This window comes from Halobaculum litoreum, assembly GCF_030127125.1.
Classification (GTDB): Archaea; Halobacteriota; Halobacteria; order Halobacteriales; family Haloferacaceae; genus Halobaculum; species Halobaculum litoreum.
In genome coordinates, this window is sequence record NZ_CP126156.1 from 2,672,733 (window position 1) to 2,697,825 (window position 25,093).

Consider the following 25,093-nt stretch of genomic DNA (forward strand, 5'->3'; position numbering starts at 1 on the left):
CGGGTCCCGCGACCGGGGGTTACGTGTGTAGCCCCCCGGCGCGGTCCTCGTCGAGCAGCAGCTCGAGGAGCTTGCGCTGGCTCGCCCGGAGGTGGCGGTTGACCGTCGGCTGGGAGACGCCGAGCGCGTCGGCGACCTCCTGCCCGGTGCTCTCCCGGGGCCACTCGTAGAACCCCCGGAGGTACGCGACCCGCAACACCTCCAGCTGGCGCTCGGTCAGGCGACGCTCGAACTCGTTGCGGAACTCCGTCGGGGTCCGCGACGGCCGCTCGCTGGTGGTCTTCGAGACGAGTTCGGCCCCGGGGTAGCGCGACCGGACGGCGGCGGCGAAGCGCGGGACGTCGGCGCCGTCGGGCACACCGACCTCGAACCGGACCGACTCCGCCGTCGCAGTCGCCGACTCCACCGCCGCGCCCCCGTCGACGGCGGCCGTCAGCACCGTCGACCCGTGCACGACCGCCTCGAACAGACAGCTGTCGTCGCGGCGCGCGACGGCGTCGACCGAGGCGACGACGACCGACTCCCGCGCCGCCTCGCACAGCGCCGCGGGGTCGGCGTCGGTCGTGACGAAGAACACCCGGACGGCGTCCTCGCCCTGCGGGACGACCCCCTCGACGGCGACGTCGCCGCCGGCCGCCCGGGCGAACCACCCCAGCACGTCGTCGTCGGCGCCGACCTCGAAGCCCAGCACCGTCCGGGTGTCCGTCAGCAGGGTCCGTCTGGTCTCGGCGGCGTTCATCGCGTTGGCGATCGTCTCGCCCAGCTCCGCGAACACCGTCGCCATCTCGGCGAACGCGTCCGGCCGGGGGGCGTACACCGCGAGCACGCCGTACACGATGTCGTCGTGCGCCAGCGGGACCGCGAGCGCCGACCGGAACGCCCGCGCGAGCGCCGACCGCCGCCACGGCTCCCCGTCGATGCCGGCGCCGGCGTCCGCGACGACGACCGGCTCGCCCGTCGCCGCCGCGACCGCCGCCGGCTCGGGCGCGTCGGGCGCGGCGGGGGCGGCGTCGTCGAGGTAGCGCGGCCCGTCGCCCGACCACGAGCGCGGCTCGATCCGCCCGTCGCCGGGGTCGGGCGCGCCGAACCACGCGAACGCGAACCGATCGGAGGCGACGATCCGGTCGCAGACGGCGTCGCCGATCTCGTCGACCGACCCCGCCTCCACGAGCGTCTTGTCGATCTCGCGGATCATCCTGTTGACCTCGTCGAGGCGCCGGAGCCGGCGGTTCTGTCGCTCGAGGCGCTCGTCGCGCCGCCGGACCTCGCGCTCGCGGTCGAGGCGGTCCAGCGCCTCCTCGGCGCTGGCGGCCAACAGCCCCACGAGCGTCTCGGTGTCGTCGTCGATCGCCGTCCGTTCCTCGACGGCGACGGCGAACACGCCGTGGTCGCCCAGCGGGACGCACAGCCCGTTGTCGATCGGGAGCCCCGTCGCCGCCGCGCCGCCGCCGACGGCCGCGGGCTCGCTCTCGACGAACACGCGCCACGGGAGGCTCCCGTCGGGCGCCAGCGGGGCGAGCGACTCGTCGACGCCGCCGCCGTCGCCGGCGACGGCGCTGGGACACAGGGCCGTCGCCGCGGGGTCCACGAGGTAGATCGCCGCCCCGACGACGTCGAGCACGTCGACGGCCGTGTCCGCGATGAGCTGGGTGACGGCGGGCCGGGAGTCGACGGCGAGGAGCCCCCGGGTGGAGTCGTGGATCGCCCGGAGCGTGCGCTCGGACTCGACGCGGTCGGAGATGTCGCGGACGACGCCCAACTGCCCGAAGTTGCCGTCGCCGAACGGGTACAGCGAGAACCGCGTCTCGATCGGGATCGCCGTACCGTCCTTGCGGACGATCTCCGAGACGATCGTCGCGGCCGGCCGGTCGCTGTTGAGCATCTCGATGCTCGCGGCCGCCGCCTGCGCGAGCAGGTCCTCGCCCGCGAGCACCGAGGCGTGCTCGCCGACCAACTCCTCGCGCCCGTAGCCGGTCATCGAGACCACCTCCTCGTTGACCTCCGTGATCGCGAAGTTCTCGTCGAGCACGTAGATGCCGTCGTCGACGGTCTCGATGATCCGTTTGTAGCGGGCCAACTCCGCCTCGCGCTCGGCGGCGTCCCGGACGATCCCGACGGCGTAGGCGGTGCCGTCGCGGTCGACCGCGGAGAACGACGCCGACAGCCACCGTCGCTCCCCGTCGTCGGGCGCGGCGGCCACGTCGAACACGGCGCCGTCGAGGGCCGCGGGGCCGCCCGCGGCGAGTCGGGCGGCGGGGTCGTCGCCGTGGCCGCGGCCGCGGCCCCGCGGGAACGTCGCGCCCAGCGGGCGGTCGACGATCGCCTCGATCGGCCGGCCGAGCCCGTCCGCGAGCGCCGCGTTCGCGTACACGACCGTGCCGGACGCGTCGACCGCGAGCACGCCCTCCGCGAGCGCGTCCGCGGCCGTCCGGAAGAACTCCGCGTCGATCCCCCCGACCGCCTCCCCGCCGACCGCGGGGCGTGCGGTCGGCTCGTTCCCTCGCATCGCCGACGGTTGTCGCAGGGCGCGCAAAAGGGTACGTCCGGGGTGGACACCGATTGCGTGCCGACTGCGTCCGCACCCCACCCCGCCGGCTCCGGAGCCGACGCCGGGGTCGACGGACCGGTCGGGCCCGGCTACCGGTCGACGGCGGCGGCCCCGCCCGCAGCGGTCACTTGTACCCCTCGCTCGCGAGGTGGTGGTCCATGACGGTCTCCATCCCCTCGGCGAAGGCGTCGAGGTCGACGCTGTCGGCCGTGAGGTCGCGGTCGCGCACCTTCCGGTGGAGGTGGCGCCACTCGGCGAGGAACACGTCCTCCACGCCGTGGGCCTCGATCCGGTCGACGGCGGTCGGGTCGCCGTCGGCCGTCGCCGCCTCCAGCTGCTCGCGGGTGACGATCCCGTTGCGGAGGGCGTACACGACGACGCCGGCGGTGTAGTCCCCCTCGCCGATCTCCCGCTCCCACGTCGTGAGCCAGTTGCCGATGCGGGCCATCCGCTGGAGGTCCCAGATCAGTTCCCGGACGACGCCGAGGTCGCCCGCGTCGAACCCGGGCGAGTACATCACGTCGACGTCCGCGTACGGGAACATCACCATGTTGTGGGCGTCGTAGTGGGTCGCCCCGCCGAGGTTCGCCATCGCGAGGTGGTCGTTGAGCACCCGCGAGTACTCCATCGCGTTGAGCGCCTGCCGGAGGTCGTACCCGAACACGTCGCGGAACTCCTCGTACCGGGGGGCCGCCGCGAGGCGACGCTCGACGGTCGTCCACAGGTCGACCGCGAACGCGACGACGTCGGCGTCGGCGTCGGGGTCGTCGGCGCCGACCGCGTCGGTCGGCGACGGCGACTCGCCGGCGGCGGCGCGCCGGACGGCCCGCCGGATGCACTCGAACGTCCGGGCGTCGCCGTCGCGCTCGGCCACGTCGTCGACCAGCGTGATGAACACGGTGAACAGGGTCTTGGTCTCCAATGCGGTCTCGGTGTGGCGTTCGGGCACCGACGAGAGGGTGAACGCCGGGAACAGGTCGTAGATCCACTTCCAGACGAAGCGGTCGCGCTCGCCGCCGACCGCCTCGTACGCCGCGACGGCCTCGCGGACGGGGTCGGGCAGCACCACGGCGTCGATGCGTTCCCGGTACGACGCGGTTCCGGACTGTGCGGAGGGCTCGGGCTCGGCCGACATCACCGCTCACCCCGCGTCAGCGAACGCGGTCCGTGGACGACGGTCGGCCCGCGCCGGCGCCTCCCTCGCGGTAGTTCGGACATACTGGAGTCGACCGGCGGCCGCTGTAATACCGTTTCGTCGGGCTCGATCCACCGTGCCGTCCGTACGGTGTCGCCTTACCGCCCGTTGGATACACGCCGCCCGACGGGCGGCGACCCGCCGGTACGGAGCTGCTACCGCCGGGGTAAGCCCGTCGTACCGGGAGTCGATCCCCGCCGTCCGCCGCCGGGGGCCGGGCGCGGCGCCCCGACGGCGGTCGCGTCGAGCGGTCCCCGGCGGACCACGGTAGCGACTCTCTCGGAAGCCCTATACGTGGAACTCCCCTCCACCGCCTATGAACTACGCCGACGCGCTCGACCGAGCCTACGACGAGCTGCCCGAGACGCCCGCCGACGCCGGCGACCGCCTGCAGGTGCCGGACCCGGAGGGACAGACCGACGGGGCGTTCACCCGCCTGACGAACCTCTCGAACATCGCCGACGCGCTCTCGCGCGACCCCGAGCACCTCCACAGCGCCATCCAGCGCCAGCTCGGGACGAACGGCCAGTACGAGGACGGCGTCGCCCGCTACAACGGGTCGTTCTCCATCGCCGACTTCGACGGCGCCATCGACGAGTACGTCGCCGAGTTCGTCACCTGCTCGGAGTGTGGCCTCCCCGACACCGTCCTCAAGACAGAGGACGGCGTCCGTATGCTCCGCTGTCAGGCGTGTGGTGCGTTCCGCCCCGTCCAGAAGCGCTCGTCGGCCGCCGCCCAGCACTCGCAGGGGCCGGCCGTCGAGGAGGGCAAGACGTACGAGCTGGAGATCACCGGCACCGGCCGCAAGGGCGACGGCGTCGCCGAGAAGGGGAAGTTCACCATCTTCGTGTCGGGCGCCCAGGAGGGCCAGACCGTCCAGGCGTACGTCCACAACATCTCGGGCAACCTCGCGTTCGCCCGCCTGACGTAAGCCGGACCGCGCGGTCGACCGCGTCCACGGCAGTTCTCTCGACGCCCGCCCGCCGGCGTTCTCAGCGCTGCGGGTCGGGGCACAACGTACTTCACCGCCAGCGACCGCCCTTCGGTGTGACCCGCATCGACGTTGCCGACGGCTTCGACGTCCACGACTACCGCAGCAAGCTGAAGCTCCTCCGGCAGGACGCCGGCTCGATGTCGTTGCGGAACCGGGAGGGGCTGGGCTGTCCCGCCTGCGGCGAGGCGTTCGACCGGCTGTTCGTCAGCGACGACGCGACCGTGACGTTCGACGCGGCGCCCGACGGGCCGATCTGTCTCGCCCGCACCGACGAGCGGCTGCTCGTGTTGACGCACTGACCCGGCCCTCGCCCCTCGCGGTCGCCGCGGCCGGCCCCTACAGCACCCGGTTGCGGAGCCCGTCGCGGTCGCCGTCGGCGAGCGCCCGGTAGTTCGCCGCGAGGACCGCGGCCCACCGCTCGGGCTTGTGCGGCGTGCTCCCCGCCATGTGGGGCGTCACGATCGCGTTCGACAGCCCCCACAGCCGGGAGTCCTCGGGGAGCGGCTCCGTCTCGAACACGTCGAGCGCGGCGCCGCGGATCAGGTGCGAGCGGAGCGCGCCGACGAGCGCCTTCTGGTCGCACACCTCGCCGCGCGCGACGTTGACGAGCACGCCGTCGCCCCCGAGCAGGCGGAGTTCGTCGCCGCCGATCAGCCCCTCGGTCTCGTCGGTCAGCGGACACGCGAGCACGAGGTAGTCGGCGGCGAGACACACCTCGTGGAGGTCGGCGGGCGCGCGCGCGCCTCGTCGACGACGGCGGGCATCGTGTCGAGGTCGCGCTTCACGCCCCACACCTCCATCCCGAAGGCGCCGGCGAGTTCGGCGACGCGGGTGCCGATGGCGCCGACGCCGACGATCCCGACGGTCTTCCCGCGCAGCTCGCCGCCCTCGCGGCGCTCCCACCGGCGCTCGGCCTGCTGGCGGGCGAGCGTGTGGAGCTCCCGCTCGAAGCTCAGCATGTAGCCGAGCACCTGCTCGCCGATCGGGTCGGCGTGGACGCCCGCCGCGTTCGTGAGCGCGATCCCACGGTCGCGGAGGTCGTCGAGCGGGAGGTAGTCGGTGCCCGAGGAGAGCGTCTGCACCCACCGGAGCGCGTCGGCGCGGTCGAGGAGGCCGTCGGGGAGCCGACCGAGCACGAGGCCGTCGGCGTCGGCGATACGGGCGTCCGTCTCGGCGGGCGTGGCGGCGGCGACGACGCGGTCGGCGGGGAGCCCGCGGTCGAGCAGGCGCTCGCGGAGGTCGGCGCCGCGGTCGGGGCCGACGGTGTGGCACAGCAGCAGCGTCGGGTCGGGGGCGTCGCTGTCGGGCATACCGGTGTCTCTCCCGACCCGGAGAAAAGGGCGACGGCGGGGGCGGGGGCGCTACGCCTCGGGGTCGAAGTCGATGGCGACGGAGTTGATGCAGAACCGCTCCCCGGTCGGCTCCGGGCCGTCCTGGAACACGTGGCCGAGGTGGCCGTCGCAGGTGGAACACCGCACCTCGACGCGGCTCATCCCGTGGCTGTCGTCGTCCAGCAGCCGCACCTTCGACTCGTCGGCCGCGTAGAAACTGGGCCACCCGCAGCCGGAGTCGTACTTCGTCTCCGACTCGAAGACGACGGTGCCGCAGCCGGCGCACTTGTACACGCCGTCGTCCTTGCGGTCGACGTGGTCGCCGGAGAAGCGCGCCTCCGTCCCCCGTTCGCGGAGGATGCGGTACTCCTCGGGGTCGAGTCGCTCGCGCCACTCCTCCTCGGTCTCGGGCAGGTCCTCGCGGCCCTGCTCCGCGGAGTCGCTCATACCTACTCTGGGCGCCGTACGCGCTTGAACCCTCGGCCGTCGTGTGCGGCCGGCCGACGCGAGGCCCCGACCGGCGCGGCGACCTACTCCGGGAACAGCTCCTGCTCGCGGTCGATCGCGTCGATGCGGGCCTCGTCCTCGTCGTCGAGCTCGAGGCTCGCGGCCGCGAGGTTCGCGCGGAGGTGCCGCTCGCTCGACGCCTTCGGGATCGTCACGACGCCCTCCTTGCCGGTGACCCACGCGATGCTCACGGCCTCGGGGGTGGTGTCGTGCTTCTCGGCGACGGCGCGCACCGGCCCGAGGTCGCGCACGCGGCCGCCCGCCAGCGGCGAGTACGCGACCAGCGTGTAGCCGTGGTCGACGGCGTGCTCGCGGAGTTCGGGACGCCGATACAGGGGGTGGAACTCCGTCTGGTGGGCGGCGATCGGCGCGTCGAGCAGGGCCATCGCCTCGTCGAGCTCCGCCGCCTCGAAGTTCGAGACGCCGACGTGGTCGACGAGCCCGTCGTCGACGAGGTCGTCGTACGCGGCGAGGGTGCCGGCGGGCTCGTACCCGCCCGTCGGCCGGTGGACGTACAACAGGTCGAGCCTCCGCAGGCCCAGCGCCTCGAGGCTCGCCTCCGTCGAGGGGCGAACGTCGGCGGGGGCGAGCCGGTCGGTCCACGTCTTGGTGGCGACCGTCACGTCCTCGCGGGCGGCGTCGGCACGCGCGAGGCCGGCGCCGACGATCGCCTCGTTGCGGTACACCTGTGCGGTGTCGAGGTGGCGGTAGCCGAGGTCGAGCGCCGTCTCGACGGCGTCGACGCCGTCGTCGCCGTCGAGGCCCATCGTGCCGAGGCCGACTGCGGGGAGTGGAAGCGTCATACTCCGGGTTCGAGGGTCCCGGTCAAATGGTCGCCGATCGACGGACGGCACCGTCGGCTCGGGGCGGTGGACGACACGACGAGCGGAGGGGGTGACGGGTCGTGTTGGGATGGGGCCCCGCGCGGGCGGCCGACGACGGCCGCCCGTGTCGACCGCCGGGGTCCGGACGGCCGGTGCCGGGGCGGGCGCACGTGCGTCGCTGGTGCCGACGCCGCGTGCGGCGATGCCGGGTCGACCGACGACGCTGTCCCCCCTCCTGTCGTCGGTCTGTCTCACCCACTCCCGGCTCCGGGGTGGGAATTCGCGTTGAACTGACAACCCGTTTATCCGGGCGTGTCACTCGCTCGCGATCGTCGCCCCGACCAGGCCGTCGAGCCCGCGCCCGATGCGCCGGGAGACGGCCTGCTCGGAGACGCCGAGGCGCGCGCTGAGGTCCGAGAGGGTGGCGTCGCGCGGGCGCTTGAAGTAGCCGGCGTCGTGGGCGGTGGCGAGCGTCTCGCGCTGGACGGCGGTGAGGCCGTAGTCGTCGCCGTCGAGGGGGACGCCGTCCTCGGCGACGGAGACGACCCGCGTCACGTCGATCGGGATGTCCCGCTCGCGGCACCGCCGCTGGAACGGCGCCGTCGCCCCCGGGCCGTCGAACCGGAGGCGGAACCGCCAGGAGCCGTCCTCGAGGCGCGCGTCCAGCAGCGCCGCGTGCGACTCGATGATCGTCGCCAGCAGACACCGGTCGTCCGTCCAGTCGGCGCGGTAGAGCCGCCGGTCGCCGACCGACTCCAGCCGTTCGATCGAGGCGATCGCCGGGTCCTCCCGGGCGGCGACGTCGAACCCGGGCCGCGTCGGCTCCACCCAGAAGAAGGGGAGCGGGGTGTCCTCGATGGGGACCACCCGGTCGAGGGTCACCCGGAGCTCCGGATCGCGGTCGACGGCGGCCGCGAACGCGAACGACTCCGACGGCAGCGTGAACGACACGAGTACCGGCACGTTGGGTCACCGACACGCTCGCCGCGGATAGTTCTGTGGGTCGGGTGGCGACGGATACCCGCCGGACGGCGACCGCGTGGGGGCGCGCCGGCTCAGTAACAGATCGCCCGGAGGTCGGCGAGGCCGTCGATGTCGTACGTGGGCGTGACGGACAGCTCCCAGTCCTCGCGGTGGGGGCGGCGGATGAACGCCGAGTCGATGCCGGCGTTGTCGGCCGCCTCGATGTCGGACTCGTTGTCGCCGACGAACAGCGCGGTGTCGGCCTCGAGGTCCGCGAGCGCGCGGTCGATGTAGTGGCTGTTCGGCTTCTTGCGGCGGAGGCTCTCGACGGTCGGCTCGCGGCCGTAGGCGGTGTCGAACAGCTCGCCCACGCCGAAGTGGTCGAGGAGGAACTCCACGGTCTCGTGTTGGTTCGAGGAGACGATCCCGAGCGGCGCCGAGAGGTCGCGCAACACGTCGATGTCGTCGTACAGGCGCTTGTTGCCCGCGCGCACCTCGCGGCGCTGGGCCTCGAACGCCGTCCGGTCCCGCATCGCCCAGAACTCCCGCGGGGTGAGGTCGTAGGCGGCGCACACCTCCTCGACCTGTCCGGGGGAGACGCCGACGACCATCGACTCGACGTGCTCGGGGTCGGGGTCGGCCACCGAGAGCGCCTCGAAGGCGTCCCAGGCGGCCTCGTGGAGGACGTCGTAGTGGGTGCGCCCCACCAGGACCCCGTCGTTGTCGAACACGATCGCGTCGTACATTGTTGCTCGTACTGACGCCTCACCCGACATAAGGGTTTCACACACGATCTCGGGGGTGAGACCGCCGTCGCGACGGCTCCGGGGGCGCCCGCAAGCGATACGGCCGACGCGCCCGTGACTCGGACGATGGCACACATCGGCATCGTCGGCGCCGGCCTCGCGGGCGCCGGCGCGGCGTACGCGCTGCGCGACACCGACCACGACGTGACGCTGCTGGAGAAGTCCCGCGGCGTCGGCGGCCGGGCGGCGACCCGGCGCAGGGACGACTGCCGCTACGACCACGGCGCCAACTACGTGAAAGAGGGCGACGGCCGGACGGTCGACCTGCTCCACGAGTTGGGCGATGACGGCCTCGTCGACGTCGAGGAACCGGTGTGGACGTTCGACCGCGACGGCGCGATCGAGCCGAGCGACCGCGAGGAGGCCCACAAGTTCACGTGGACCGCCGGGATCACCCAGTTCGCCAAGCGCCTGCTCGCCGAGACCGACGCCGCGGTGCGCAAGACGACCCGCGCCGAGTCGGTCGCCCGCGACGACGCCGGCGCGTGGACCGTCACGGACACCGACGGCGACGAGCACGGCCCGTTCGACGCGCTCCTGCTCACGCCGCCGGCGCCGCAGACCGCGGACCTGCTGGCGGCGACCGACTGGCCCGGGGCCGACGGCGCGCTCGCGGCGCTCCACGACGCGGTCGCGGACACGGAGTTCCGGACGATCCGGACGCTGGTGTTCCACTACGACTTCGCGCTCGACGTGCCGTGGTACGCCGTCGTCAACACGGACAAGGAACACGCGGTCGGCTGGCTCGCGCGCGAGGAGTGCAAGGACGGACACGTCCCCGACGGGGAGGGGCTGTTGATCGCCCAGATGAGCCCCGCGTGGTCCGTCGAACACTACGACGACCCGCTCGAGTCCGCCGCCGAGGCGGGCGCCGACCTCGTCGCGGACCTCGTCGGCGACGACCGCCTCGCCGACCCCGACTGGGTGGACGATCAGGGGTGGCGCTACGCGCTGCCCGACGAGGGGCTCGCCGCCGACGCAGAGGCGCTGGCGAGCGCCCGCGAGGCGGGGCTGTTCCTCGCGGGCGACTGGGTCGCCGGCGCCGCGCGCGCCCACGAGGCGCTGTGGAACGGTGTCGACGCCGGCGACCGGATCGCCGACCGACTGTAGCGGTCGTCGCCCGCGGTCGTGCCGCGCCGCCGGCCCGCCCGGCTCCGCGCCCGACCCCGTCAGTATCGTCCGCTGTCGAAACCGACTCCCCCGACTCGCCCCACCCTCCGACGAGACACGATGCCGGCCGACGCCGACGCCTCCGCCCCCCCCGCGCGCGCCGTGACGGTCGAGTCCGGCGCCCGGCTCCACTTCGGGTTCGGCAACCTCTCGCTGGCCCACGAGCGGCTGTACGGCGCGGTCGGCGTGACGCTCGCCGAGCCGCGGGTCCGGCTGACGGTCGCCCCCGCCGACGCCGTCGCGAGCGAGCACGACGCCGTCGAACGGTACGCCGCCCGCGCGTGCGACCTGCTTGACGTCCCCGGCGCGCGGGTCACCGTCGAGGAGGAACTCCCGCGCCACACGGGGCTGGGGAGCGGCACGCAGCTCGCGCTGGCGACGCTGGCGGGCGTCGCCCGGGCGTACGGCCGCGACCCCGCGGTCCGCGAGCGCGCGCCGGCGCTCGGGCGGGGCGGGCGCTCGGGGGTCGGCGTCGCCGCCTTCGAGGCGGGCGGGTTCGTCCTCGACGCGGGGCACCCGACGGGGCGGTTCACGACCGACCGCCCGGCCGACGGCGACTGGCGGGTGCCCGCGGTCGCCGCCCGGCACGCGGTGCCCGACGACTGGCGGTTCCTGCTGGTGGAGCCGGCCGTCGGCCCGGGCCGGTCGGGCGACGAGGAGGACACGTCGATCCGGCGGACGGTCGAGGACGCGGACCCGGCGGTCGCCGACCGTGTCGCCGGCGTGGTCCAACGTCGGCTGCTCCCGGCGGTCGCCGAGGGGGCCGCCGAGCGCTTCGGCGAGGCGGTCGCGGAGGTCGGCCGGCTCAACGGCGCGTGGTTCGCCGACGAACAGGGCGGCGTCTACCGGCCCCCGGTCGGCGACGTCGTCGCCGCGCTCGACGAGGACCCGGCGGTGTACGGCGCCGGACAGTCCTCGTGGGGGCCGACCGTGTACGGCGTCACCGACGCCGCCCGCGCCGACGCCGCCCGCGCGGCCGGCGAGCGCGCGCTCGCGGAGACGGGCGTCGGCGGCGACGTGCGGGTGGTCGGGCCGCGCAACCGGGGCGCGACGATCCGGCGGGTCGACGACTGACCCGCGGGCGAACGCCGAGTCGGCCGGGGAAGGCGAGGCTGTCGGGTGACGGTGCCCGTGACGAACCGGTCGCCCGGCACGGGTCCCGAGCGACTTCGACCGACACGACCAGAACAGATCTCGACCGACACGACACCGAGAGCCACGACCACTCGCCCGACCCCGAACACCTAAGCACGGCCACGAGCACGAACGCGCATGGATCGGATCCCGTTCGGGGTCGCCCAACTCGACACCGTCCTCGGCGGCGGCGCGCCGGAGGGGGGAGCGTCGTGCTCGTGGCCGGCGAGTCCGGCGCGGGCGCCCGCGAGTTCGCCTACACCAGCGCGGCGATGAACGCCCTCGCCCGCACCGACGCCGACCTGTTCGACCTCTACTACGGCGACCCCGCCGACGAGGCCCGGGGTGCCGCCGGAGGTGCACTACCTCTCGTTCACGACCGGTCGCGACTACATCGAACGCGAGCTGCGCTACACGATGGCCGACGAGATCGTCGACGCCGCGCTCGACGGGATCGAGGTGGTCGACCTCTCGCCGGAGTACTTCCAGCTGTCCTCGATCCCCCGCGAGTGGTACATGGGGACCACGAGCACGATCAAGGACCTCGGGAACGCGGGCAACCGCGACGGCGTGCTCTCGGAACTCGGGGAGTACCTCACCGACAACGCCGCCGGCAACCTCGTCGTGATGGACGCGGTCACCGACCTCGTGGGCGCCTCCGGCGGCGACGTCGAGTGGGCCGACGTGGCGATGCTCGTGCGCGGGCTCGCGAAGGCCGTCCACTCGTGGGGCGGCCTGCTCCTCGCGCTGGTCAACACCGACACCATCGACGACCGCCAGTACGGCCAGCTCATGGACGGCAGCGGCGGCACCCTCCAGTTCAACTGGGAGTCCGGCGGCTCCAAGCGCGCCCGGACGATGGTGGTCCGCGAGTTCCGCGGCGTCCTCTCGCAGCTGGAGGCGGAGAACATCGTCCGCTTCGAGACGGAGATCCACGACGGCGGCCTCGACATCAGCGACGTGCGGAAGATCCGCTGAGCGACGCCCGCCGCCGCGCGCGTCGCCGCCCGCGGCCCCGCTCGTCCTCCCGGCCGAGACGGGCGCTACCGACGCCGATAACCGGGCCGGTAGTATTTAGCCGCGGGCTGGCTACGAAGGGGTAGATGGCCGGTGAGCAGGTCGAGGGGTTGCCGGGGGCCCTCAGGGAGTGGGTGGAGTCGCGCGCCGCCGAGACGGGGCGGTCGCCCGACGAGGTGATCGCGCGAGCGGTGACGCTGGCCCGCCTCCTCGAGGCCCACGACGACGCCCTCCCGGAGCCGGGGGCGCTCGCGGGCGACGCGGCGAGCGAGGGCGCCGTCGACGAGCGGCTGGCCGCCCTCGACGACCGGGTCGCCGCCCTCGACGCCGAGTTGGACGAGAAGATCGACGACGTCCGCTCGCGCGTCGTCCAGGTGAAACGCGAGACGGACGCGAAGGCCGGGGCGGACCACGACCACCCGGAACTGCGTGCGGCGGTCGAGTCGCTGGACGGCGTCGCCGCCGAGGTCGACGCCCTCCGGAGCGACCTCGCCGACCTCGAGGAGACGTTCGAGGCGGGCTTCGCCAACTACGAGGAGGTGCTGGAGTACCTCACCGACACCGCCGACGACCACGACGCGAAGCTGTCGACGGTGGCGACGGTGCTCGCGGACCTACGCACCCGCGCCTCGCGGGCGGACGCACACGAGGCGCGCCGCCGCGCCGCCGCCGAGATCAAAGCCGAGGCCAACCGCCTCGGCGTCGCGGCGGCGGCCTGCGGCGCGTGCGCCTCGAAGGTCCGCCTCGGCCTCCTGTCGACGCCCGAGTGTCCCCACTGCGGCGAGCCGTTCGAGACCGTCGAGTCCGCGTCGGGCTTCTTCGGCTCCGCGACGCTCGTCGTCGGCACCCGCCCCGCGCTGGCGGGCGACGTCGCCGCGGTCGACGAGACGAACCCGGCCGACGTGTTCGAGGAGGAGTGAATGGTCGACGACACACCCGACACCGACGAGGAGGACGCGGGACGGCGAGCGGCCGCGCCGGACGACGACCGCGCCGACGGGGAGGCCGACGCGCCGTCGGTCGCGAACCCCTTCGGCGACGACCCCGTCGTCGACGCCGGCGCGGACGACGACGCACCCGACGGCGACGCCGCCGACGCCGCGCCGTCGGCCGACGACCGTGCGTCCCGCGGGGACGCGCCGTTCGGCGACCTCGCCCGCCGGGTGGAGGAGCGTCGCCACGGGCCGTCGGAGTCGGAGTCCGAGTCCGATCCGGAGTCGGACCCCTTCGAGACGGTGGACGTGGGGGAAGTCGACGAGGACGACCTCTGGGCCTCCCTCGGCGAGGAGTCGGCCGCGGCGTCGGCGGCCTCGCTCGACGCCGCCGAGTCGGTCGACGGGGCCGCCGGGGAGGCGAACGGGCGCCCCGAACACGTGGTCGACAAACGCGCGTACTGCCAGCGCTGTCCGTTCCTGTCGGCGCCGCCGGCGGTCGCGTGCGGCCACGAGGGGTCGACCATCGTCGAGGCGGTCGACGGCGACCGCTTCCGCGTCCGCGGCTGTCCGATGGTGACCGAGGAGGGGAGCCCGAACTTCGCGGCCGTCGCCGGCGGCGCGCCGGCCGGCGGGGACGAGACCGACGCCCCGCCCGGCGTCGGCGGCGACGCCGGCGCACACACCGGCGTGGACGACGGCGACGAGGTCGCCCCCGGCGTCGACCTCGACCCCGACGACTTCCTCGACGACGACGCGTAAGCCATACCGGTCGCGGCGCGCTACCACCCGACCATGCAGTTCTGTGACGACTGCGGCTCGATGATGCGCACCGACGACGGCGTGATGGTGTGTTCCTCCTGCGGCGCGACCGCCGACCGCGACGAGGAGTTGGCCGCCCAGTACGTCTCGACGGACGAACAGAGCGACGACGACGTGATCGAGACCGAGGAGGGCGCGAACTTCGAGGGGAAGCCGACCTCCGAGGACGTGGTCTGCGACGACTGCGGCCACACCGTCGCGTGGTACACGATCAAACAGACCGGCGCCGCCGACGAACCGCCGACGCGTTTCTTCAAGTGCAAGGAGTGCGGCTACCGCTGGCGCGAGTACAACTGAGCCTCACAGCGCGTCGAGCAACCACCCGCCGACCGCGTCGCCCACCTTCCCCGCCTGTCCGACGAAGAAGTGGTCCGCCGAGAACTCCCGCACGTCGAACCCCAACTCCTCGGCGCGCTCGACCACCGGCTCCCAGTCGGCGGTGTCGTCCCGCGTCGCGTACACCACCTGCGCGGGACAGTCGATGTCGGCCATCGCGGCCACGGCGTCCAAGTCCGACGCGAGCCGGGCGGTCGGCGCGAGCGCCGACACGGCGTCCACGTCGCCCTCGCCCGCCACCAGCAGCGCGACACAGCCGCCGAAACTGAAGCCGAACAGGCCAACGCGGTCGTAGCGGTCGCGGGCCCACGCGACGGCGTTGCGCGCGTCGGCGACCTCGCCGTACCCCGCGTCCCAGTCGCCGTAGTCGAACCGGAGGCAGTCGACGCCGCCGGCGGTAAGCACGTCGGATACGGCGCGGAGGCGCTCGTCGCCGCGGTGGCCGCGGTGCTGCGGGTGGGGCGGGCACGCGACGACGCAGGCGTCGGTGTCGCCGTCGCCGTCGCCGTCGTCGGTCGCGGTGTCGAGGGAGGCGCGCACGTCGCGGCCGCCGGGGACGAGTACGTCGGTCACGCTCCGGGGTGCGTGGGCCGCGAGGAAAACGGCGTCGTCGCATCACCTCGGTCGGGTGAGATTTATACGGCCAGTTACCTTACCCCGGGCCATGGGAATCCTCTCTCGCACCTCCTACGTCATCCGCTCGAAGATCAACGCGATCCTCAACCGGGCGGAGGACCCGACGGAGACGCTGGACTACAGCTACGAGCAGATGCGGGACGAACTCCAACAGGTGAAACAGGGGATCGCCGACCTCACCACCCAGAAGAAGCGCCTGGAGATCCAGAAGCGCCGGCTGGAGGAGAACGTCGAGAAGCACAACGAGCAGGCCCGCGAGGCCGTCCAGCAGGACCGCGACGACCTCGCGCGCCGGGCCCTCGAGAAGAAGAAGTCCAAGATGAACCAGATCGAGGACCTGGAGACGCAGATCGCGGAGCTCCAGGACACGCAGGACCGGCTGGTCGACAAGAAGGACGAGCTCCAGGGCCGCATCGAGGAGTTCAAGACCAAGAAGGAGACGATGAAGGCGCGCTACGAGGCCGCCGAGGCGTCCACCCGGGTGTCGGAGGCGATGTCGGGCGTCGGCGACGAGATGGCCGACGTGAGCCGCGCCATCGAGAACGCCGAGTCGCGCACCGAGGAGATGGAGGCGCGCTCGATGGCGATGGACGAGTTGGCCGACACCGGCGCGTTCGACGAGGCGCTGTCGGGCGACGACTCGATCGACCGCGAACTGAAGGCCGGCCGCACGGACCGCGAGGTCGACGCCGAACTGGAGACGCTGCGCGCCGAACTCGGCAAGGCGCCCGCCGAGTCGGCGGACGACGGCGAGGCCGAGGCGGACGTCGACGTCGACGCCGCGGATGTCGCCGACGAGGAGGTCGAGGCCGAACTCGAGGAGCTCCAGCAGGAGGAGGACGCGGACGCCTCGAAGTAGCCGTCGCCGGCCCCACCCCTCGACCGCGCGGTCCGTCCCCGGCCTCGCGGCCCGTCGCGGCGCCCGCCCGTCCCCGCTCGCTCCCCGCGCCGCCGTCCCCGCTCACTCCTCGCCGGCGTTCGTCTTCCGCAGCGTGAACGCGCCGATCGACAGCGTCCGCTTCGTGACCGTCGCGATGCGGAGGACGTACGACAGGAGGACGGCGAACGGCAGGAGCGCGACCGCCAGCACCGCGCTGACGACGAACGGTCCCGCGAGGTACAGCCCGGTCGCGGGCGCGCCGGGGACGAGCGCGCTGAGGTACAGCACCGACCCCACGGCGACGGCGAGCGAGGGCACCGCCGCCCACAGCACCGCCCGCGAGAGGTCGACCAGCTCCCACTGGAAGTACAGCGTCTTGAAGTGTTCGCGGGCGGGGCCGAACAGCTCGAGCACGTCCGCCAGCGCCGCCAGCGCGTCGTCCTGTTCGTCCGTGAGGTCGTGTTCGGCCCGGAGGCGGCGCGCCTCGTACAGCTTCCACGAGTAGTTGAAGTCCAGCGCCGCGGAGACGACCTCGAAGGTGCCGAACTGGGCGTCGTCGAGGCTGTCGCCGACCGTCTCGGCGTTGCCGCGGACGCTGTCGACGAGCCGTTCGGCGTCGTCCGCGAGGCTCTCGTCGGCCGAGAGCGCCTCCTCGACGTCGTCGGCGCGCTGGCCCGCGGCGATCACGAGTTCGCGCAGGAACGCGGCCGGTTCGGGCGGCATCACGTCGCGGCCGAGGGCGTCGGCCACGTCGCGCCGGAACCCCGTGGCGCCCTCCATGCGCTCGCGCTGGTCGCCGACGGCGCCCAGTTCCTGCGAGAGGACGAGCTGGTTCAGCGTGAGCACGAGCGTCACCCCGGTGACGATCCCCCCGATGAGCGGCTGGAACGCCGTCTCGATCGGGTCGCCGTCCGCCAGCAGCGCCGCCGCGTCCGGCACGAACACGCCCACGAGGAACGGGAGGACGAACACGACGGCGAGGAACCCGGCGGCGACGAGCCGGCGGTCGGCGTCGACGAGGAGCCACAGCTTCGCCCGGCTCGTGCCGGCGCGCTCGCGCATCGTGTCCTCCGGGGCGTCGCTCACTACCCGGTGTACTCGGCGGCCGCGCGAAAAGCCCGACGGCCGGCGGGGCGCGGCCGGCCACCCCGGCAGTGCGCGCACCCCGCCGCCGTCGCCGACACCGTCCCGGGCCGGCCGCCCAGTCGCCCCGGTGGCGCCGGCACGCCGTACGGTTTACTGTGGTCGGCGGCGACGTGGCGGGTACGTATGGAGGATCTCCCGTCGTCGGTCAGGCGGTCGTTCGACCCCGCGGTGCGCGCGGCGTTCGAGCGGCGGGTGCGCGAGCAGGCGGACACGCTGGCGGCGGCCGCCGAGGCGGGCCGGCTCGACAACGCCGACTTCGCCGTGGGCCTCGAACTGGAGGCGTACACCGTCGACCGGGCGGGGCGGCTCGTTCCGGTGCCGGAGGCCGTGTTCGAGCGGACCGACGCCGGCCGCGAACTCGGCGTGCACGACCTCGAACTCCACACCGCGCCCGACACGCTGGACCCGGCGGGCCTCGCGCGACAGGCCGACCGGCTCCGCGAGGCCGTCGCGGCCGTGCGCGAGGCGCTGCCCGGGGACCGGCGGCTCGCGCTCGACGCGATGTGGACCGTCCCCCGGCGGGCGGGAGCGCGGCGTACCTCTCGGCCGTCGAGGAGCGCGACGGCGTCGTCGTCGCCGACAACATGCACCCCGACCCGCGGTACGTCGCGCTCGACGCCGAGACCAGACGCCGGGCCGGCGGGCGCGTCCGGCTCTCCGTGCCCGGCGTCGACCGGACGTTCCCGACCATCCTGCCGGAGTCGCTCACGACGTCGATCCAGCCGCACCTCCAGATCCCCGACGCGTCGACGCTCCCGGCGTACCACGACTACGCCGTCCGGACGCTGGGCCCGGTGTTGGCGCTGGCGACGAACTCGCCGTTCCTCCCGGCGGACCTGTACCGCGACCCCGACACGGGCGCGCTCGCGGACGCCGAGACGGTCATGGCGGGCCCGCACGAACACCGGGTGTACGTGTTCGAGCAGGCGGTCAACGCCGGCCTCGACGACGCCGAGCGCAAGGTGCGGGTGCCGCGCGACCTCGACACGGCGGGGGCGTCCCCCGGCGCGTGGCGGCCGGGCCGACGTACGCGCCGCGGCCCGTCGACGACGACGCCCCCGGGGCCGACGCCTACCCGGATCGGTTCCCGGAGTACCGCCACGCCCGCGGGAGCCACTGGCGGTGGGTCAGGGCCGTGCTGGGCGGCGACGTCCCGACCGGCCCCGACGGCGCGCCGGCCGCCGGCAACGACGACGCCTCCGTCCGGCTGGAGTACCGCCCCCTCCCGACCCAGCCGTCGGTCGCGGACGCGCTCGCGTTCCAGGCGCTGGTCGCCGGTCTGTTGCGCGAGCTCGTCGCGACCGACCACCCGCTCGCGACCCTACCGTGGCGCGCCGCCCGCGACGCGTTCTACGCGGCCGTCGACGACGGCCCGGCGGCCGACCTCGCGTGGGTGACCGCCGACGGCGAGCGCGTCGCCGACCCGGCGACGGTGCTCCCGGCGGTGGTGTCGCTGGCGACCGACGGCCTCGTCCGGGTCGGCTGCTCGCGCGGGGAGGCTCGGGAGCTGCTGGCGCCGGTGCGGGCCCGCGCGGAGACGCGCACGGCGCCGAGCGTCTGGAAGCGCGAGCGCGCCCGGGCGGCGCTCGACGACGGCGCGCCCCTCGACGAGGCGGTCGTCGCCGCCCAGCGGGCGTACCTCGACCGCGCGGCGAGCGACGAGCCGTTCGCGGCGTGGGACTGACGGCCGCGACGCCGCCACCGACAGACGAAAGACGCCCCCGGCCGGAACAGCGGATATGAGCGACCTCGACGCGGAGGTACAGACCGCGAGCGACTACGGCGGCGACGGGCCGCCCGTGGAGGAGAAGCCGTACAAGATCGTCTTCGAGGCGAACGCCTGCTTCGGCGCCGGCAAGTGCGCCGAGGTGGCCGACAACTGGGAGATGGACATCGCCAGCGGCATGGCGAAGCCGAAGTCGTACTACATCGGCGAGGACGAGCTCGCGGAGAACCTCCGCGCCGCCGAGGTGTGCCCCGCGAAGAAGGACGTCGGCTGCATCCACGTCGTCGACCGCCGCACCGACGAGGAGTTGGCGCCGGACCCCCACGGCGACGGCACCCTGAGCGTCGACTGGTAGGGAACCGAAAGCCCCAACCGCGCGACCGGGGTACGTCAGTCCGCGCGGGGGTGGCTGAGCCTGGCCAAAGGCGGCGGACTTAAGATCCGCTCCCTCAGGGGTTCGAGGGTTCAAATCCCTTCCCCCGCAGTCGCCGCGTCCACGACGACGAGCGGCGCGACCGGCCCGAGGCCCGCGATTCGGGCGTCGTGAGGACGGACACAAGATACACAAGCCGGTAATGAGATGTAATTACCGTGCTCCCCGTCGACGCGCCGGCCCGGCCCGACGTGTTGCTCGCGCTCATCGCGGTCGGTCTCCTCGGCGCCGCCGCCGCCAGCCTCGCGTGGGGGCTGCCGTTCCGCGTGACGGCGCCCGCCGGCTCCGTCGTGGGGACCGTCGCCATCGCCGACGGCGTGTTCCGGAACCCGCCGACCGACGAGTGACGAGGCCGGTCGACAGCGCGTTCTCGACGGATCGCCGACCGGACAGCCGCGCCGCTGTCGGTCGTGTGGTCGACTCGTCGGGCGGGACGACGCCACGGCTCGTCGGTGTGAAACGTCGGTCCCCACGCGCGCCGGTGAAAAGAGCGGCGCGCGTGCGGACCTGAATTGGTCCCCGCTGACGCTTCGGCCCTCCAGACGAAGCGTCGATTACGACAAACGGGTGTGGGTACTTAACGATGTTGACGGCGGCACCTGCGGCCCCAACCGAAACGTCCGGTCGTGCGCGACTCGCGCCCCATCGCGGCGGTTCACGATTCTTGTCGACCGCGCGGGGCGCATTTTACCTCACTGCCGCGCGGGATGGGACGCCGACAGGCGCGGCCCCCCGCCGAGCAGCCGTTCGCGGAGCGTCTCCCCCGGGTCGCGCTCGGCGAGGAGGCCTCGCGCGCGCAGCTCCGGGACGAGCAGGTCCACGACGTCGTCGAGGCTCCCGGTGCGGAGCACCTCCTTCACGTTGAAGCCGTCGACGCCGACGTCCTCGTGCCAGCGCTGGAGTTCGTCGGCCACCTGCGCGGGCGTGCCGACGACGACCGGCGAGGTGGTGCCCAGCCCGGAGAACTGCGCGACCTCGCGGACGGTCCACTCGCGGTCGGGGTCGGAGGTGGTGAACGCGTTCATCGTCCCCTGGATGGCGTCGGTCTCGATGTGCTCGATCTTCTGGTCGGGGTCGAGCTCGGACAGGTCCATGTCGAGGAAGCCCGACAGCAGCGCGAGCGTCGCCTCCACGTCGACCGTCTCCAGCAGGCGCTCGTACTTCGCCTCGGCGGCAGCCTCGGTCTCGGCGACGACCGGGACGACGCCGGGGAAGAACGCCAGCTCGTCGGGGTCGCGCCCGAGGGCGGCCGCGCGCTCGCGGAGGTCGGCCATGTACTCGCGGACGCCGGTCTCGGTGGGCTGCGAGCAGAACACCGCCTCGGCGTTGGCCGCGGCGAAGTCGCGCCCGCGGTCCGAGGAGCCGGCCTGGAAGATCACGGGCGAGCGCTGGGGCGACGGCTCGCAGCCGTGCGGGCCGGGGACGTCGAAGAACTCCCCCTCGTGGTCGATGGCGTGGACGCCCGCGGGGTCGGTGAAGGTGCCCGCCTCCCGGTCGCGGACGACGGCGTCGTCGTCCCACGAGTCCTCCCACAGGGCGTAGCAGACGTCCATGAACTCGTCGGCACGGTCGTACCTGGTCCCCTTGTCCATGCGCCCGTCGAGGCCGAGGTTCCGCGCCGCCGAGTCGAGGTAGGAGGTGACGACGTTGAACGCGACGCGGCCGTCGGTGAGGTGGTCGAGCGTGGAGAACTCCCGCGCGAGTTGGTACGGGTGGGTGTAGGTGGTCGACTTCGTCACCGCGAACCCCAGCGAGTCGGTCACCTCGGCCATCACGGGCACGAGGTAGCCCGGGTCGTTCGAGGGCGTCTGGACCGCCTTCTCGATGGCCGTCGAGCGGTCGCCGCCGTACACGTCGTAGACGCCGCGCACGTCGGCGAAGAACACCGCCGCGAAGCCGCCGCGCTCGGCGGTGCGGGCGACGTCGGTCCAGTACTCCCGGTCGGTGTAGTCGGCCGAGCGGTCCGCCGGGTGGGTCCACGACCCGGGCGAGACGTGCTCCACGGAGTTCATCGTGAAGAGGTTGAGGTGGATGCCGTCGCTCATTGGATCGTGTTCGGGGTCCGAGGGTGGTAAGAGGCGGTGGAGTCGGCCGACCGTGCCTGTATCGGGGACGCGGGTGACGCCGCGGCCGAGGGCGGCGACGGCCCGACCGGGACCGCGCCCGACGCGACACCCGCGACACGCGGCCGCCCCCGCCGCGTGGAACCGATTTAAGCCGCCCCCTCGCGGACCTGCTCGTATGTACGATCGTGTCGCCGTCCTCGCCCACGAGAAGTTCCCCGACCGCTCGAAGACCGCCAACGGCGTCATCCGCTACGCCGACTACGAGGTCGCGGCCGTCCTCGACCGCGGCCGCGCGGGCGAGCGCGTCGCCGACCACATCGCGGACGTCCCGGACGCCCCCGTCGTCGAATCGTTCGCCGACGTCCCGGGCGACGTGGACGCGCTCGTGATCGGTATCGCGCCGATCGGCGGCGGCTTCGACGAGTCGTGGCGCCCGGACGTGCGCGCGGCGATCGAGGCCGGCTGCGACGTCGTCTCGGGGCTCCACTACTTCCTCAACGACGACGCGGAGCTCGCGGACCTCGCGGCCGAGCACGGCGTCGACCTGTGGGACGTCCGGAAGCCCCGCGACGACCTCGGTGTCGCGGGCGGGCGCTCGGCCGACGTCGACGCCGACGTGGTGCTCACCGTCGGCACCGACTGCTCGGTCGGGAAGATGACCGCGACGATGGAGATCGTCGCCGCCGCGCGCGAGGCGGGCGTCGACGCCTGCGCCGTCCCCACCGGGCAGACCGGGATCATGATCGAGGGGTGGGGCAACCCCGTCGACCGCGTCGTCTCGGACTTCACCGCCGGCGCCGTCGAGGAGATGATCCTCGAGAAGGGCGACGAGCACGACCTCCTCGTCGTCGAGGGGCAGGGGAGCATCGTCCACCCCGCCTACTCCGCCGTCACCTGTGGCATCCTCCACGGCGCGATGGCCGACAAACTCGTCATGTGCCACGCCGCCGGGCGCGAGGCAGTCCACGGCTACGAGGACACCGCTCTCCCGCCGATCCCGGAGTACGTCGACCTCTACGAGTCGCTCGCGGCACCCGTCCACGAGGCCGAGGTCGTCGCCGGCGCGCTCAACACCGTCGACGTCGACGACGATGCGGCCGCAGAGGAGGCGGTCGAGGAGTTCGCCGACGCCATCGGCGCGCCCGCGACGGACCTCATCCGCTTCGGCGCCGACGAGATCGTGGAGGCGATCCGCTGATGGGGTCGCTCGCGACCTCGTTCGAGCGCGTCTCGCTCCCGCTGGAACACGAGTTCACCATCTCGCGGGGGTCGACCGCGGCCGCCGAGAACGTGATCGTCCGCGTCGAGGACGAGGGGGGGATGGTCGGCGTCGGTGCGGCCGCCCCGTCGAGCCACTACGGCGAGACGGCCGGCACGGTCGAGGCGGTCCTCCCCGACCTGCTCGCCGAGGTCGAGGCGGTCGGCGACCCGCACGCGCTCGCCGAGATCGAGGCGCGGATGGAGCGCGTCGTCGCGGACAACCCCGCCGCTCGCTGTGCCGTCTCCGTCGCGCTCCACGACCTCGCGGCCGAACGCCTCGGCGTCCCCCTGTACCGGCTGTGGGGGCTGGACCCCGGAGACGCGCCCGCCTCGTCGTTCACCATCGGCATCGACGACACCGAGGTGATGCGCGAGAAGACCGCCGCCGCGGTCGAGGCGGGCTACTCGACGCTGAAGCTGAAACTGGGCACCGACCGCGACCGCGAGGTGGTCGAGGCGGTGCGCGACGAGGCGCCCGACGCCACCCTCCGCGTCGACGCGAACGAGGCGTGGACCCCCCGCGAGACGGCCCGCAAGAGCGCGTGGCTGGCGGAACTCGGCGTGGAGTTCATCGAACAACCCCTACCGGCGGACGACCCCGCGGGGCTGAAGGACGCCCACGAGCGGTCGGTGCTCCCCATCGCCGCCGACGAGTCGTGCGTCACGCTCGCGGACGTCCCGCGGATCGCCGACCGCTGCGACATCGCGAGCCTGAAGCTGATGAAGTGCGGCGGCCTGCTGGAGGCGAAGCGGATGGTCCACGCGGCGCGGGCGCACGGGCTGGAGGTGATGCTCGGCTGTATGGTCGAGTCGAACGCGGCCATCGCCGGGGGGTGTCAGTTGGCCCCGCTGGTCGACTACACGGATCTGGACGGGAGCCTGCTCCTCGCCGACGACGCCGACCCGTTCGAGGGCGTCCCGATGCCAGAGGGCCGGATCGACCTTCGGGCGACGGACCGCAACGGGACGGGCGCGGTCGAGCGGTAGCGAGACCGCGGAGACGACGGCGAGGTCGGCGTGCCGAGCCGTCCACGTACGGGCGCGGTCGAGCGGTAGCGAGACCGCGGAGACGACGGCGAGGTCGGCGTGCCGAGCCGTCCACGTACGGACGCGGTCGAGCGGTAGCGAGACCGCGGAGACGACGGCGACCCGGCTGTGGCGTGCGGCGGCGCGGTGAGCTACGCCTCGTCGCCGACCAGTTCCTCGTACTGCGCGCCGGTCTGCTTCAGCGTCTTCGTCGAGTACAGCCGCTCGTGGTCGAACGGGAGGTAGTCGGCGGCCAACTCGTCGATCTTGGCGTCGACGGCGTCCGCCTCGCGGCCGTGGACCATCGTGAACAGGTTGTACTGCCAGTCCTGTTCGGGTCGACGCGGCCGGTGGTAACAGAGCGTGACGTACGGGAGTTCGCCCACCGACTCCCCCAACTCGTCCAGCCGGTCGTCGGGCACGTCCCACACGACCATGCAGTTGTTGCGGAAGCCCGTGACGATGTGGTTCACCACGCAGCCGACGCGTTTGATGCAGCCGTCGGCGAGCAGGCGTTCGACGGCCGCGAGGACGTCGTCGACGTCGGCGTCGATGGCGTCGGCCACGTCGCGGTACGGCGTCGCGGTGAGCGGGAAGCCCTCCTGGATCTCGACGAGCAGGTCCCGTTCGAGCGCCGAGAGGCCGCCCGTGGCGTCCTCGGAGATGCGCGTCGCGCCCGCGTCCGTCGACTCCAGCGACTCCCGCGCGAACGCGTCGTCGTTCCACACGGGGAACTCCAGATCGATGTAGTAGTCGGTGAGCATCGGGAGGGTCAGCACCTCGCAGCCGGTGCGCTCCTCGATCTCGGCGAGGATGCGGTCGCGCGTCTCGCGGGTGCCCGCGGTGACGACGAACCACATGTTCCACTCGTGGTCGCGGCGGTAGTTGTGGTTCACCTGCCGGTAGCCGTTGATCGCGTCGGCGACCTCGTCGAAGCGGTCCTCGGGGGCCGACACCGCCGCCAGCGTCGACGAGCCGATCACCGGCGGGTTCAACACGGCGCCGAAGCGGCGGAACACGCCGCGCTCGCGGAGCCGTTCGACCCGCTCGAGCGCCTCCGCCTCGTCGACGCCGAGCGCCTCGCCCACCGCGCGGAACGGGCGCTCGACGGTCGGGAAGCCGCTCTGGAAGTCGTCGATCAGCCGTGCGTCCACCGCGTCGAGCCCGGCCCGCCAGTCGTCCGTGTCGGTGTCGGTGCCGGCGTCGCGGTCGGCGTCGGCGCGCTCGCCGTCGACGCGTTCGTCGGCACCCTCGCCCTCGGCGCTACCCATTGCCGGATCCACGGGCGCGGCGTACCTACGGGTTTCGCTCCCGTTGGAATCCCACCCCTGTCTCTTGGTA

At 73.4% G+C, this 25,093-nt stretch carries 25 protein-coding genes, 1 tRNA gene and 2 pseudogenes; 16 read left to right on the top strand and 12 right to left on the bottom strand.

The genetic code is table 11. The features are described 5' to 3' along the window. Positions 1-19 precede the first annotated feature (19 nt). Both P0R35_RS14540 and P0R35_RS14545 read right to left on the bottom strand, forming a co-directional pair. Complete coding sequence (locus tag P0R35_RS14540; RefSeq protein WP_284013131.1) at positions 20-2,506, bottom strand: bacterio-opsin activator domain-containing protein; 2,487 nt, start codon at positions 2,504-2,506, stop codon at positions 20-22. Positions 2,507-2,672: 166 nt separating this feature from the next. Beyond that, on the bottom strand, positions 2,673-3,683 hold the full coding sequence (locus P0R35_RS14545) for a hypothetical protein (RefSeq protein ID WP_284013132.1): 1,011 nt from the start codon (positions 3,681-3,683) through the stop codon (positions 2,673-2,675). Between the two features lie 376 nt (positions 3,684-4,059). Between P0R35_RS14545 and P0R35_RS14550 the strand changes: the two genes are divergently transcribed. Together P0R35_RS14550 and P0R35_RS14555 are read left to right on the top strand one after the other, a co-directional pair. Further along, a complete protein-coding gene (locus P0R35_RS14550) occupies positions 4,060-4,674 on the top strand; it encodes a translation initiation factor IF-2 subunit beta (protein WP_284013133.1) in 615 nt (204 codons plus the stop codon). Positions 4,675-4,790: 116 nt separating this feature from the next. Continuing rightward, on the top strand, positions 4,791-5,036 hold the full coding sequence (locus P0R35_RS14555; RefSeq protein ID WP_284013134.1) for a DUF7385 family protein: 246 nt from the start codon (positions 4,791-4,793) through the stop codon (positions 5,034-5,036). A 37-nt stretch (positions 5,037-5,073) separates the two neighbouring features. On the opposite strand, the gene P0R35_RS14560 is transcribed toward P0R35_RS14555, so the two are convergent. The 6 genes from P0R35_RS14560 to P0R35_RS14585 form a co-directional block, all read right to left on the bottom strand. Next, positions 5,074-5,451 (bottom strand): NAD(P)-dependent oxidoreductase, encoded by a 378-nt coding sequence (locus tag P0R35_RS14560; protein WP_284013135.1) that lies wholly within the window; start codon positions 5,449-5,451, stop codon positions 5,074-5,076. Next, positions 5,409-6,047 carry an NAD(P)-dependent oxidoreductase gene (locus tag P0R35_RS14565; RefSeq protein WP_284013136.1) on the bottom strand — a complete coding sequence of 213 codons (639 nt, stop codon included), beginning with the start codon at positions 6,045-6,047 and terminating at the stop codon, positions 5,409-5,411. Before P0R35_RS14565 ends, P0R35_RS14560 begins: the two co-directional genes overlap by 43 nt. A 51-nt stretch (positions 6,048-6,098) precedes the next feature. Further along, positions 6,099-6,515 (bottom strand): peptide-methionine (R)-S-oxide reductase MsrB, encoded by a 417-nt coding sequence (msrB, locus tag P0R35_RS14570; protein WP_284013137.1) that lies wholly within the window; start codon positions 6,513-6,515, stop codon positions 6,099-6,101. 83 nt (positions 6,516-6,598) lie between these two features. Continuing rightward, positions 6,599-7,378, bottom strand: coding sequence for an aldo/keto reductase (locus P0R35_RS14575; protein WP_284013138.1), 780 nt, complete (start codon positions 7,376-7,378; stop codon positions 6,599-6,601). 336 nt (positions 7,379-7,714) lie between these two features. Beyond that, a complete protein-coding gene (locus P0R35_RS14580; RefSeq protein ID WP_284013139.1) occupies positions 7,715-8,362 on the bottom strand; it encodes a helix-turn-helix domain-containing protein in 648 nt (215 codons plus the stop codon). 92 nt (positions 8,363-8,454) lie between these two features. Further along, on the bottom strand, positions 8,455-9,108 hold the full coding sequence (locus P0R35_RS14585; RefSeq protein ID WP_284013140.1) for an HAD family hydrolase: 654 nt from the start codon (positions 9,106-9,108) through the stop codon (positions 8,455-8,457). A gap of 126 nt (positions 9,109-9,234) precedes the next feature. On the opposite strand from P0R35_RS14585, the gene P0R35_RS14590 reads away from it, so the two are divergent. From P0R35_RS14590 to P0R35_RS14615, 6 genes and pseudogenes are all read left to right on the top strand, one after another. Next, a complete protein-coding gene (locus P0R35_RS14590) occupies positions 9,235-10,278 on the top strand; it encodes an NAD(P)/FAD-dependent oxidoreductase (protein ID WP_284013141.1) in 1,044 nt (347 codons plus the stop codon). A gap of 120 nt (positions 10,279-10,398) precedes the next feature. Beyond that, positions 10,399-11,412 carry a beta-ribofuranosylaminobenzene 5'-phosphate synthase family protein gene (locus P0R35_RS14595; protein ID WP_284013142.1) on the top strand — a complete coding sequence of 338 codons (1,014 nt, stop codon included), beginning with the start codon at positions 10,399-10,401 and terminating at the stop codon, positions 11,410-11,412. A 198-nt stretch (positions 11,413-11,610) separates the two neighbouring features. Then, positions 11,611-12,450: pseudogene (locus P0R35_RS14600) on the top strand (RAD55 family ATPase). A 125-nt stretch (positions 12,451-12,575) separates the two neighbouring features. Beyond that, entirely contained in the window at positions 12,576-13,409 is an 834-nt protein-coding gene (locus P0R35_RS14605) for a CopG family transcriptional regulator (protein ID WP_284013143.1), read from the top strand. Beyond that, positions 13,410-14,183, top strand: coding sequence for a DUF8135 domain-containing protein (locus P0R35_RS14610; protein ID WP_284013144.1), 774 nt, complete (start codon positions 13,410-13,412; stop codon positions 14,181-14,183). Positions 14,184-14,216: 33 nt separating this feature from the next. Then, positions 14,217-14,540 carry a transcription factor S gene (locus P0R35_RS14615; RefSeq protein WP_284013145.1) on the top strand — a complete coding sequence of 108 codons (324 nt, stop codon included), beginning with the start codon at positions 14,217-14,219 and terminating at the stop codon, positions 14,538-14,540. A 3-nt stretch (positions 14,541-14,543) separates the two neighbouring features. On the opposite strand, the gene P0R35_RS14620 is transcribed toward P0R35_RS14615, so the two are convergent. Further along, the gene (locus tag P0R35_RS14620) at positions 14,544-15,152 is read right to left on the bottom strand and encodes a dienelactone hydrolase family protein (RefSeq protein ID WP_284013146.1); all 609 of its coding nucleotides are present in this window, start codon (positions 15,150-15,152) and stop codon (positions 14,544-14,546) included. A gap of 91 nt (positions 15,153-15,243) precedes the next feature. Here P0R35_RS14620 and P0R35_RS14625 point away from each other — a divergent pair, with 91 nt between their 5' ends. Continuing rightward, entirely contained in the window at positions 15,244-16,074 is an 831-nt protein-coding gene (locus tag P0R35_RS14625; RefSeq protein ID WP_284013147.1) for a PspA/IM30 family protein, read from the top strand. A 102-nt stretch (positions 16,075-16,176) separates the two neighbouring features. Here the strand turns inward: P0R35_RS14625 and P0R35_RS14630 are convergent, their stop codons facing one another. Further along, on the bottom strand, positions 16,177-17,181 hold the full coding sequence (locus P0R35_RS14630) for a DUF7972 family membrane protein (RefSeq protein WP_345782751.1): 1,005 nt from the start codon (positions 17,179-17,181) through the stop codon (positions 16,177-16,179). A 644-nt stretch (positions 17,182-17,825) separates the two neighbouring features. Here P0R35_RS14630 and P0R35_RS16860 point away from each other — a divergent pair. From P0R35_RS16860 to P0R35_RS14650, 5 genes and pseudogenes are all read left to right on the top strand, one after another. Then, positions 17,826-18,116, top strand: a pseudogene (locus P0R35_RS16860) (glutamate-cysteine ligase family protein); the annotation flags it as partial. Between the two features lie 134 nt (positions 18,117-18,250). After that, a complete protein-coding gene (locus tag P0R35_RS14635) occupies positions 18,251-18,925 on the top strand; it encodes a hypothetical protein (protein WP_284013148.1) in 675 nt (224 codons plus the stop codon). Between the two features lie 55 nt (positions 18,926-18,980). Further along, entirely contained in the window at positions 18,981-19,322 is a 342-nt protein-coding gene (locus P0R35_RS14640) for a ferredoxin (protein WP_284013149.1), read from the top strand. A 44-nt stretch (positions 19,323-19,366) separates the two neighbouring features. Further along, positions 19,367-19,451: transfer RNA gene (locus P0R35_RS14645), tRNA-Leu, on the top strand. Between the two features lie 107 nt (positions 19,452-19,558). After that, positions 19,559-19,747: a DUF8015 family protein gene (locus tag P0R35_RS14650; protein WP_284013150.1), complete on the top strand. Its 189-nt coding sequence runs from the start codon at positions 19,559-19,561 to the stop codon at positions 19,745-19,747. A 345-nt stretch (positions 19,748-20,092) separates the two neighbouring features. Here P0R35_RS14650 and P0R35_RS14655 read toward each other — a convergent pair whose 3' ends face one another. Next, entirely contained in the window at positions 20,093-21,445 is a 1,353-nt protein-coding gene (locus tag P0R35_RS14655; protein ID WP_284013151.1) for an LLM class flavin-dependent oxidoreductase, read from the bottom strand. A 196-nt stretch (positions 21,446-21,641) separates the two neighbouring features. On the opposite strand from P0R35_RS14655, the gene P0R35_RS14660 reads away from it, so the two are divergent. Together P0R35_RS14660 and P0R35_RS14665 are read left to right on the top strand one after the other, a co-directional pair. Beyond that, positions 21,642-22,664, top strand: a complete 1,023-nt coding sequence (locus P0R35_RS14660; protein ID WP_284013152.1) for an N-acetyltransferase DgcN family protein — start codon at positions 21,642-21,644, stop codon at positions 22,662-22,664. Continuing rightward, positions 22,664-23,713 carry a dipeptide epimerase gene (locus P0R35_RS14665; RefSeq protein WP_284013153.1) on the top strand — a complete coding sequence of 350 codons (1,050 nt, stop codon included), beginning with the start codon at positions 22,664-22,666 and terminating at the stop codon, positions 23,711-23,713. The genes P0R35_RS14660 and P0R35_RS14665 overlap by 1 nt, the downstream gene beginning before the upstream one ends. Before the next feature lie 191 nt (positions 23,714-23,904). Here the strand turns inward: P0R35_RS14665 and ahbB are convergent, their stop codons facing one another. After that, the gene (ahbB, locus tag P0R35_RS14670) at positions 23,905-25,023 is read right to left on the bottom strand and encodes a siroheme decarboxylase subunit beta (RefSeq protein ID WP_284013154.1); all 1,119 of its coding nucleotides are present in this window, start codon (positions 25,021-25,023) and stop codon (positions 23,905-23,907) included. Between the last annotated feature and the right edge of the window lie 70 nt (positions 25,024-25,093).

Bases quoted from the DNA above. Each gene is read 5' to 3' on its own strand.
- P0R35_RS14540 (WP_284013131.1), bottom strand. From the start codon at position 2,506: ATGCGAGGGAACGAGCCGACCGCACGCCCCGCGGTCGGCGGGGAGGCG.
- P0R35_RS14545 (WP_284013132.1), bottom strand. From the start codon at position 3,683: ATGTCGGCCGAGCCCGAGCCCTCCGCACAGTCCGGAACCGCGTCGTAC.
- P0R35_RS14550 (WP_284013133.1), top strand. From the start codon at position 4,060: ATGAACTACGCCGACGCGCTCGACCGAGCCTACGACGAGCTGCCCGAG.
- P0R35_RS14565 (WP_284013136.1), bottom strand. From the start codon at position 6,047: ATGCCCGACAGCGACGCCCCCGACCCGACGCTGCTGCTGTGCCACACC.
- msrB (WP_284013137.1), bottom strand. From the start codon at position 6,515: ATGAGCGACTCCGCGGAGCAGGGCCGCGAGGACCTGCCCGAGACCGAG.
- P0R35_RS14575 (WP_284013138.1), bottom strand. From the start codon at position 7,378: ATGACGCTTCCACTCCCCGCAGTCGGCCTCGGCACGATGGGCCTCGAC.
- P0R35_RS14585 (WP_284013140.1), bottom strand. From the start codon at position 9,108: ATGTACGACGCGATCGTGTTCGACAACGACGGGGTCCTGGTGGGGCGC.
- P0R35_RS14590 (WP_284013141.1), top strand. From the start codon at position 9,235: ATGGCACACATCGGCATCGTCGGCGCCGGCCTCGCGGGCGCCGGCGCG.
- P0R35_RS14595 (WP_284013142.1), top strand. From the start codon at position 10,399: ATGCCGGCCGACGCCGACGCCTCCGCCCCCCCCGCGCGCGCCGTGACG.
- P0R35_RS14605 (WP_284013143.1), top strand. From the start codon at position 12,576: ATGGCCGGTGAGCAGGTCGAGGGGTTGCCGGGGGCCCTCAGGGAGTGG.
- P0R35_RS14610 (WP_284013144.1), top strand. From the start codon at position 13,410: ATGGTCGACGACACACCCGACACCGACGAGGAGGACGCGGGACGGCGA.
- P0R35_RS14615 (WP_284013145.1), top strand. From the start codon at position 14,217: ATGCAGTTCTGTGACGACTGCGGCTCGATGATGCGCACCGACGACGGC.
- P0R35_RS14625 (WP_284013147.1), top strand. From the start codon at position 15,244: ATGGGAATCCTCTCTCGCACCTCCTACGTCATCCGCTCGAAGATCAAC.
- P0R35_RS14640 (WP_284013149.1), top strand. From the start codon at position 18,981: ATGAGCGACCTCGACGCGGAGGTACAGACCGCGAGCGACTACGGCGGC.
- P0R35_RS14655 (WP_284013151.1), bottom strand. From the start codon at position 21,445: ATGAGCGACGGCATCCACCTCAACCTCTTCACGATGAACTCCGTGGAG.
- P0R35_RS14660 (WP_284013152.1), top strand. From the start codon at position 21,642: ATGTACGATCGTGTCGCCGTCCTCGCCCACGAGAAGTTCCCCGACCGC.
- P0R35_RS14665 (WP_284013153.1), top strand. From the start codon at position 22,664: ATGGGGTCGCTCGCGACCTCGTTCGAGCGCGTCTCGCTCCCGCTGGAA.
- ahbB (WP_284013154.1), bottom strand. From the start codon at position 25,023: ATGGGTAGCGCCGAGGGCGAGGGTGCCGACGAACGCGTCGACGGCGAG.